At 63.1% G+C, this 8473-nt stretch carries 9 protein-coding genes; 6 read left to right on the top strand and 3 right to left on the bottom strand.

The genetic code is table 11. The annotated features are described in order from the left end of the window. Nucleotides 1-769 precede the first annotated feature (769 nt). The 3 genes from Q7U29_RS26315 to Q7U29_RS26305 all read left to right on the top strand — a co-directional run bounded on the left by Q7U29_RS26315 (nucleotide 770) and on the right by Q7U29_RS26305 (nucleotide 3402). Complete coding sequence (locus tag Q7U29_RS26315; RefSeq protein ID WP_304746345.1) at nucleotides 770-1444, top strand: Crp/Fnr family transcriptional regulator; 675 nt, start codon at nucleotides 770-772, stop codon at nucleotides 1442-1444. A gap of 17 nt (nucleotides 1445-1461) precedes the next feature. Further along, nucleotides 1462-2376: a DUF6537 domain-containing protein gene (locus Q7U29_RS26310; protein ID WP_304746343.1), complete on the top strand. Its 915-nt coding sequence runs from the start codon at nucleotides 1462-1464 to the stop codon at nucleotides 2374-2376. 270 nt (nucleotides 2377-2646) lie between these two features. Continuing rightward, the gene (locus tag Q7U29_RS26305) at nucleotides 2647-3402 is read left to right on the top strand and encodes an outer membrane protein (protein ID WP_304746341.1); all 756 of its coding nucleotides are present in this window, start codon (nucleotides 2647-2649) and stop codon (nucleotides 3400-3402) included. A gap of 70 nt (nucleotides 3403-3472) precedes the next feature. On the opposite strand, the gene Q7U29_RS26300 is transcribed toward Q7U29_RS26305, so the two are convergent. Further along, nucleotides 3473-4873: a TAXI family TRAP transporter solute-binding subunit gene (locus tag Q7U29_RS26300; protein ID WP_304746339.1), complete on the bottom strand. Its 1401-nt coding sequence runs from the start codon at nucleotides 4871-4873 to the stop codon at nucleotides 3473-3475. Nucleotides 4874-5268: 395 nt separating this feature from the next. Here Q7U29_RS26300 and Q7U29_RS26295 point away from each other — a divergent pair, with 395 nt between their 5' ends. Together Q7U29_RS26295 and Q7U29_RS26290 are read left to right on the top strand one after the other, a co-directional pair. After that, entirely contained in the window at nucleotides 5269-5619 is a 351-nt protein-coding gene (locus Q7U29_RS26295; protein WP_304746347.1) for a DUF3307 domain-containing protein, read from the top strand. 149 nt (nucleotides 5620-5768) lie between these two features. After that, nucleotides 5769-6176: a hypothetical protein gene (locus Q7U29_RS26290; protein ID WP_304746337.1), complete on the top strand. Its 408-nt coding sequence runs from the start codon at nucleotides 5769-5771 to the stop codon at nucleotides 6174-6176. A gap of 140 nt (nucleotides 6177-6316) precedes the next feature. On the opposite strand, the gene Q7U29_RS26285 is transcribed toward Q7U29_RS26290, so the two are convergent. Continuing rightward, a complete protein-coding gene (locus Q7U29_RS26285; protein ID WP_304746335.1) occupies nucleotides 6317-6646 on the bottom strand; it encodes a YkgJ family cysteine cluster protein in 330 nt (109 codons plus the stop codon). Between the two features lie 51 nt (nucleotides 6647-6697). Continuing rightward, on the bottom strand, nucleotides 6698-7396 hold the full coding sequence (locus Q7U29_RS26280; RefSeq protein ID WP_304746333.1) for a YafY family protein: 699 nt from the start codon (nucleotides 7394-7396) through the stop codon (nucleotides 6698-6700). Between the two features lie 217 nt (nucleotides 7397-7613). Here Q7U29_RS26280 and Q7U29_RS26275 point away from each other — a divergent pair, with 217 nt between their 5' ends. Next, nucleotides 7614-8342, top strand: a complete 729-nt coding sequence (locus tag Q7U29_RS26275) for a glutathione S-transferase family protein (protein WP_304746331.1) — start codon at nucleotides 7614-7616, stop codon at nucleotides 8340-8342. Nucleotides 8343-8473: the final 131 nt, after the last annotated feature.

The raw sequence follows: 8473 nt of genomic DNA, 5'->3' as shown, positions 1-8473 counted from the left end.
ATAATTTCCGATTTTCAGAAATTTTCCTTGACTCCTCCCCCAAATCACCCGCACATTCCCGTCCATCCCGGCCCTTTCAGAGGGGCGTATCATGATCGTCACGAAACGTGGGTCGGGGATGCGGTGGACGCGGCGGTGTCGGGCGCGCGGGCGGTGGCGGGGCGGGATCAACTCCGTGAGCGACCATACGGCGGGCAGACGGACGGCATTGCAGCGTACGGCAAAATCGTGTGGACCCGACGCCCGATGCTGGCGTCAAGTCTGGCGGAGGTGCTGATGGCCCGACCGGGCCAGGGCGCCGGTTTCCGCCAGGCGACGGAGACTAGACAGCGCACTACTCCGGGGTGAGCGCGAGATAAGCCGTCGAGCCATTGCGCAGGGAAGGCCGGGTGTTCCCCGCTGAACCTGTATGCTCATGTGCGTTTCTTGTTGCACGAGTTTGCACATGAGACCGCGGGTGCAGCGCGCACCCGGTCTTCCCTGCGCCCTCTGTATCCGGGGCGCCGAACTTTCCGGCACAGCTCGGGCGCGTCGCGCCGCGAGAACGCGCAGGCGTGCCTGGACAAGGATGCCTGGACCCCGGGTCCCCCTTCGGTTTGAACCGGAAACCGGCATTTTTTTACCCGTACCGCCCCCAAATCAGCCGGAATCCCCAACCAATCGTCGCCTTTTCTCCGTATATCCAAAGCGTCCCGCCGTCATTACGATGACGGAGACGCGCTGAACCACGATCGTTTCGTTTCACTCTTTCCAAGCTGGTTGGCTTCCCATGGATACCTCGAATCTCGCACAACACGCCGGAACGGCAGGCGCGGTCTTCGCATCGATCTTCGTGATCGCGACCACCACGATGCGGACCATGATCCCGCTGCGGGTCCTCGGCATCTTCACCAACCTGGTGCTGATCGCGACCGCGATCCCGAGCCGCAATTACCTGATCATCGTGGTGCAGGCGCTGGTGCTGGTGCTCAATTCCTATCGGCTGCACCAGATGCTGCAACTGGTGCGGGACGTGAAGAAGTCGGTCCAGGGCGACCTGTCGATGGACTGGCTGAAGCCGTTCATGACCGAGCGCCCATGCGCCGCAGGCGAGGTGCTGTTCTACAAGGACGAGAAGGCCGAGGACATGCTCTACATCGTCTCGGGCCGCTTCAAGCTGGTCGAATCCGGCATCGAGCTGCCGGTCGGCGCCATCGTCGGTGAACTCGGCATGCTGTCGCCATCGAACATGCGAACCCAGACGCTGGAATGCATCGAGGCCGGTCTGATCCTCAGCGTCAGCTACAGCAAGGTCGAGGAACTCTACGTGCAGAACCCGGAATTCGGCTTTTACTTCCTTCGTCTCTCCAGCGCCCGGCTGTTCGAGAACATCGCCAAGCTGGAGGCGCGGCTGGCGCAGCAGGCCGCCGCCGCGCCGGCACCTGCCGCGCCGAAGCCCGCCTGACCGACCGGATCGCCGGAGTGGCAAGCTTCCTGTCCTCGCTGCGCTACCTGCTCTCCGATTTCATCGGCGAGGGCGACGGCACGCCGCCATTCCTGCCCCCCGGCCTGCCCGATGGCGTGGAGCCGGAAGTCAGCGACGGCATTCATCTGCTGATGGAGTATCAGGGCGCGCGCTACGCGAAGCTTTATGTGGACCGGCTGCGGCGGTTCATCGGCAAGCCCGGTGTCGACGATGCGCTGTTCGGCGACGTGGCGCGGCTGATGGCGATGCGCATGAGCTATCAGGATCCGGTCCGGATCGCGCAGCTGAAGCTTGGCGAACTGGACACCGGCACCGGCGATCCGAGCGCCCGCGGCGATCCAAGCGCCCGCGGCGATCCGAGTGCCCGGACGGCCGACGACGTCAGGCAATTCCGGCTGGACGAATTGGTCGAGGCGCTCCCCGCGGCGATCGCCGATCCGGTTCTCGGTCTCCTCGAACGCCTGGGATGGACGCGCAAACAGGTCTCGATCCGCTTCAGCACCAAAAACCGCTGGAGCATCCGCCGCCTGAAGATCGAGGCGTCGTTGCGGCGCTGGCGGCGGTTCTCGGTGCGCTATGCCAGGGAGCGGGTCTGGGTCGAGCGCTGGCTGCATATGATCGATCGCGCCCTGACCAAGAAGCCCGAGGCCGCTGCCGCGATCGTGCAGACCGCGACCATGGTGCAGGGCTACGGCGCCGCCTATCGCCAGGGCCTCGCCGACTGGCATGCGATCATCGATGGTCTCGCCAAGCCGACTTTCGATGGCGTGCTGCCGCTTGAAGATCTGGCCGGCGCCGTGGCGGAGGCGCGAGCGGCTGCGTTGCCGGATCCGCGGCAGGCCGCGCTCAAGCGCACCATCGCGGAGATCAGGGCGCGGGCGCTGGCGGCCGGGGAAAAGGCGACGGTGTGAGTCGATCCCGGCCAGTGCGGAAGGCGAGAACCGCTAACCGCCCGTTAATGGTGAATGCACCCTTAAGTCCCTGATTTCTTGATGGAACGAAATTTTGGTTTGGCGCAATTTGATGCGATTTCGTGCTGAATCGGCGAGCGACTATTGCAGAAATGTCGCACTGCACAGGCAATGTGCGTCGATTCGCCGGGGAACCGTGAGTTTAACTTGTTTCGATCAGCGGTTGGGGTTCTTTAGCGTCATCGAATTCAATTCAAGGGGGGATTTCCCATGCATTCCAAATTTATCGCACTCCTCGGTGGAGCTGCTCTGAGCCTCGGACTCGTCAATGCCGCTTCGGCCGCCGACCTGGCTGCTCGTCCCTACACCAAGGCGGCCCCGATCGCCGTGGCGATGTACAACTGGACCGGCTTCTACATCGGCGCCAACGGCGGCTGGGCATCGAGCCACAAGTGCTGGGATTATGCGGGTACCGTTGCCGTCCCCTTGGCTGTGAATGTTGCGGAAGGTTGCCATGATGCAAGCGGCGGCACGATCGGCGGCCAGATCGGCTACAATTGGCAGGCCGGTTCCTGGGTGTTCGGTCTCGAAGCGCAGGGCAACTGGGCCGATCTGAGCGGCCGGAACGTCAGCATTGCCTTCCCGGGCTTCACCAATCGCTCGCGGATCGATGCCTTCGGCCTGTTCACCGGCCGCGTCGGCTACGCCTGGAACAACGCTCTGCTCTACGTCAAGGGTGGTGCCGCGGTCGTGAGCGACAAGTATAACTACTACAATACCGTAACCGGTGTTGACGTCGGAACCGCTTCGGAAACCCGCTGGGGCGGCACGGTCGGTGCTGGCCTCGAATACGGCTTCACCCCGAACTGGTCGTTCGGTGTCGAATACAATCACATCTTCCTCGACGCGCGTAACATCTCGTTCGCTTCGCCGGCGCAGACGGTCGATCGCATCCACCAGGACGTGGACATGGTCACCGCCCGCATCAACTACCGCTTCGGCGGCCCGGTGGTCGCGAAGTACTGATCTGATCGGCCAGCATCTGGTTCGAACAAGCTTTAAAGCCCCGGCATCGCCCGGGGCTTTTTTGCGCCGCTCACGCGCTCTGCGCCGTCTTGACGATCACCACATTGTCGTCATGGCCGGCGTGCCGCTTCAGGCTCTCGCGCCGCAGCGCGAGTTCGTCGCGCACGAATTCATAGCCGAGCTTGAACGTATCCAGCCCGTCCTTCGAGATGGTGCCGTCGCGCAGCCCGATCACCACCCCCCGAAGCACGGTCTCGAGCTCGTCCTGCAACGCGTCGAGCGCATCCATCGAGGTGGCATGTTCCATTCGCTCGCCGATATCGAGAATGGCCGTCGCCAGCGCGCTGGCCTTCTCCGGGGCAATCCGGGTCACCTTGGTGTAGAGCGCGGCGAACAGCGAACCGATGACGCCGAGCACGGCGACGCCGAGATAAGCGAGGTCGCTGTAGCGGTCGACGAATGATTTGGTGTCGTCGTTGAGGTAGTCGGTGGCGCCCTGGTGCGCGACGATGAAGGCGTCCTTGTCGGTGCTGGCCGGCTCGATCCTGGAAGCGAAGCCGTTCTCCAGCGCCAGCTCGCCCTTGTTCTCGTAGATCGCCCGCGCGAGATTTACCGCCACCGCGGTCGACAGCCTGGACTGCGCGACCAACAGCCACTGCAGCCCGACCGTATCGAGGTCTTCCGAAGGGATGGCGGGTGTGGAAGACAGCATGCCGGCCGACAGCGTCTCCTCGGTAAGACCGGGATATCTTCTGACCAGCGCCTTCGACTCGCTGATGTCGTTCAGGATCAATCCGCCACGCCTGACCTGCTGCTCGATGCTCTTGTCCCTCAGGAGCCGCGAGACCGGCGCGATGGCGATCACCGCGCCATAGCCGCCCGGCGCCAGCAATTTATCGAAGTTCGTAACCGGCGGCGCCAGCTGGAGACGCGAAGCGAAGGCGGGATCGTCGGAGACTTCGAGCAGTTTGCGGATGAAGGTGGCGCCGCCGCTGTCGGCGTCAGCCACCAGCGCAACCTTCCTCTTCTTCAGCTCCGCGAGCGATTTGATCTTCTTGCCGGCGGGGCTGACCAGCAGCACCACGTCGCGCTCCAGGATCGCAACGGCGCGCGCGCGGGACGGGACCTTGGCGTCGGTGCGCAGGATCGCAAGATCCGCCTGCTTGCGATCGAATTGCGCAAGCGCCTTGGCGCTGTCGGGATTGGCAACGATCTTGAGGTGCAGCCGCGAATTGGCGTTCTTGAGCATGGCGGCGAGCTTGGCGGCGAACCGGGCCTCCGGGCCGTTGGCGCTGCCGACCGCGAACACCAGTGTTTCGGAATTCAGCCAGACCCGGGAGCCCCACACCGTCGCGACCGTCAGGATCACCGTCAGCGCGGCAAAAAGCAGCATCTGCCTGCGGTTGCTTTTGACAAGCCGGGAACGCGTGAAGGGCTTTGCCGCCCGCGGCGTCGGGATTTCTGCGCTCATGGCTCATATCCGGGCCGGGTCGGCGCACGGCCTCTAAGGGCTCCGCGGGTCGCCGGCGAGATCGTAAATATCTAAAAAAGAACGACAATTCTTCAGTTGCCGGATGATATCCCGCTCCGGGCCGATTGCAAATCGGCCGCCCGAGTAACCTTACCCGCGGCCGCGATCGGCCGGGCTATCGCCGTTGGGCCACACCTCGGCTTTTTCGAACCACCCACAGGTGCAATCCGACACAGGAGATGTCATAAATGACAAATACCGGTCGAATTGTCCGGGTTTGAGAAGAGTTGCGCTGAACGCCTCCGGTCCGTCCCAATCAGTCCCAGCGAAGGGCGTCAGCCTTGTTGTTTCCCACAATGTCGTCGTCGGTGCCCGTTGGTGCGCTGGTCGGGTGGATGCTGCTCCTCACCGTGAAGCACGTCATCGCGGATTTCGTGCTGCAGAACTCCTGGATGGCGATCGGCAAGGACCAGAAGACCGGCTGGGCGCTACCGCTGCTGGCGCACTGCCTCGTGCATCTCGCCGTGGCCATGACCCTGATCTTGATCATTGCGCCGAAGTTCTGGTTCGTCGCCATCATCGATTTTCTCATTCACATCACGGTCGACCGCGCCAAGGGGCTTTGCTCATCCACATTCGGCATGACCTATGAGCATCCATGGTTCTGGACGCTGATCGGCGTCGACCAGGCCCTGCATCATCTCACAGGCTTCGGCCTGGCGATTTTCATGTCGGCGAACGGCTGATCCCGCCGGCATCGGGACCGGCGCGGCGCGAATCGCCGCGGGCGCACGAACGATTCGGCAGGGTCAAGATACCCGGGTGACTACAGGGGCCCGTGGTTAACCTTTCGTTAGAAGATTGCACTGCATCCTTGCGGTCAGGGAGAACTGCCATGTTTTCAAGCCGCGACGCCTACGAAAACGATTTTTGCCCGGTCCGGGATGAATTGCTTGGTGAGATGTACCGCGCCAATGAGAACGGCCTGCCGGTGCTGGTGGAGAGCGTTTCCTCCGATGTCCGGGCGATGCTGGCGCTGTTCTGCTACCGCCGAAGCCATCTGCACTCGCTGGCGCTTTCGATCGCTGCAAGCTGCAGCGAACGCGAACTGATCCAGCTCGGCGGGCGCGTCGGTTCCACCCTCTACGCGCTGTCCCGTGAAACGCGGAGCAGCCGCACCGCGCCGTCATCCTCCTACGGCAACCGCAAGCCGATCACGCTTTCGACCAAGCCGCTGAGCACCTTCTCGCCGGTCGAGGACGAGCTCGATGAAGAAGATTTCGCGCAAGCCGTGACCGCGTAAGCACGCAGCTTCTCCCTGCGAACGCAGGGACCCATAATCCCGGTCGTTCATTGTTTTCACGAGACGTTTGCCGCCAGTGATCTCTCGATAGATCACGCGGTATGGGTCCCCGCGTTCGCGGGGACGACCCGTTGAGAGGTTCAAGCCAACACCGCCAGCCCATGCCGCTTTCGCGCCATGCCGCATTCGACATCGCCGGGCATGCAGGTTCGGCAGACTTCAGGCCGCATTGCGTAGATCCCGCATGCGGTCGCAACCCCGACCTTGCCTGATAGCGCGGAACAGCGGTCGCCGTCACAGCGCATTCCCGACAATCGGTCGTTGACGAATTTTTCCGGAATGAGATCGAGCGCCGCGTCGTCCTCGATGGTGAAGCGGGGCCAGTTCGACGAATACGAACAGCACGCGCCGCAGGCCTGGCAAGGGCTGCAAGAGCTGTCCGCATGCACGGCTGGATCGCTGTTTTCCATGGTTTCGTTTAGCGCGGAATGGAGAGGGCGGCCAGCCACCTGCGATCCGGATCAGGCGTCGCTCGGCGGTTCCCAGACCAGGCTCTGCCGCCATTTCGCCCGCAAGGAGTCGCGCCGCTCCGGATATTTCTCGTCGAGGTAGACCGCGTCGACGACACGATCGGTTCGAAAGCTGCGAAAATCCTTGCGCAGTTCGCACCACGCCGCCAGCAATCGCACGGCTTCGAGATAGCCGATCGCGATCGGCCAGATGATGCGCTCGCTGTCGCGGCCGTGTTCGTCGCGATAGCACAGCGCGATCTTCTTGCCCTCGTGGATATGCGCGCGCGCCCGCGCCATGTCGATGCGGTCGGGTTGCCTGTTCCAGCCGGGGCGGACACGGCTGGCGGGCTCGAGCACGAAGGGCCGGAGCCGCTCCGGCACGGTGTCGGCGATCTTGGCCATCAGGTCCGCGGCGGCTCTGGCCAGCACGGGGTCGGCATGACCGACTACCCATGACGCGCCAAGCACGGCCGCCTCGATTTCGTCGGGCGTCAGCATCAGGGGCGGCATGTCGAAGCCCTTCTCCAGGATGTAACCCATGCCGGCCTCGCCGCGGATCGGCACCCGCTGTTCGATCAGGGTGGCGATGTCGCGGTAGATCGTGCGTTTCGACGTTTCCAGCTCGGCCGCGATGGCATCCGCCGTCAACGGCTTCCGGTTGCGCCGGAGCACCTGAATGATCTGAAACAGCCGGTCCGCGCGTCTCATGGCGAATCTCTTTTTTGATGCGGCCTTGCCGATGCTGACAGCAGGTTGGCAGCAGGGGGGCAGTATACCGGGACAACACCGCAACAAGGGGGATTTTGTCGATGATGATTTTGTACGGACTGGACCTCTGGATATCGATGTCGCCGCTGCTGACACCACGGTGGCAGCAGGGGGTCGATAGCTTGAAGCGACTGCTCAGGAAATCGGGAGCTTCCACATGATCACCCTCTATGGCTTTGGCGCCGGTTTCGGCCTGCCGGAAATCAGCCCGTTTGTGACCAAGACCGAGGTCCAGCTGAAGATGGCCGGGCTCGACTACCGCAAGCGAAAGGCCATGCCGCCGGCGTCTCCCAAGGGCCAGCTGCCCTATATCGACGACGAGGCCGAGATCATCGCCGATTCCACCTTCATTCGCGCGCATATTGAAGGCAAATACGGTTTTGATTTCGACGCGCCGCTGAGTCTGCAGGCGCGTGCGCAGGCCTGGGCGTTCGAACGGATGATCGAGCACCATGTCTATTGGGCACTGGTCGGCGCGCGCTGGGTCGAGCCTGAGAATTTTGCCAAGGGGCCTGCGCATTTCTTCGATGCCGTGCCGGAGCACCGGCGCGAAAAGATTCGCGAAGACGCGCAATTCCGCGTTGCCGAAAACTATTTACTGAGCGGCCTCGGCCGCCATGCGCCGGACGAAGATGTCGACCTTGCGATGCGCTCGCTGTTTGCGCTGTCGGTCCAGCTCGGCGACAAGCCCTTTCTGATGGGAGACGCGCCCTGCGGCACCGATGCCACCGCCTTCGGCGCGCTGGCCGGGATCCTGACGCCCTACTTCAACTCGCCCCTGCGCGAGCGGACCGAGCATTTCGGCAATCTGACGGCCTATGTCGACCGGATGATGCTGCAGTACTATCCGGACTTCGTCTGGGAGAAGCAGCGTGAGGCGGCGTGAATTTGAGTAGGTGCAGCGTCGTCCCTGCGAACGCAGGGACCCATACCGCGTGAACTTTCGACCTGAAGGTGCTGTTCGACTACATCGTGTAACACCGAGCGACGGTGGTTATGGGTCCCTGCGTTCGCAGG

It is taken from the genome of Bradyrhizobium sp., from assembly GCF_030654605.1.
Lineage (GTDB): Bacteria > Pseudomonadota > Alphaproteobacteria > Rhizobiales > Xanthobacteraceae > Bradyrhizobium.
Note: the sequence above shows the minus strand (reverse complement) of the source record. Positions and strands in the feature narration are given on the sequence as shown.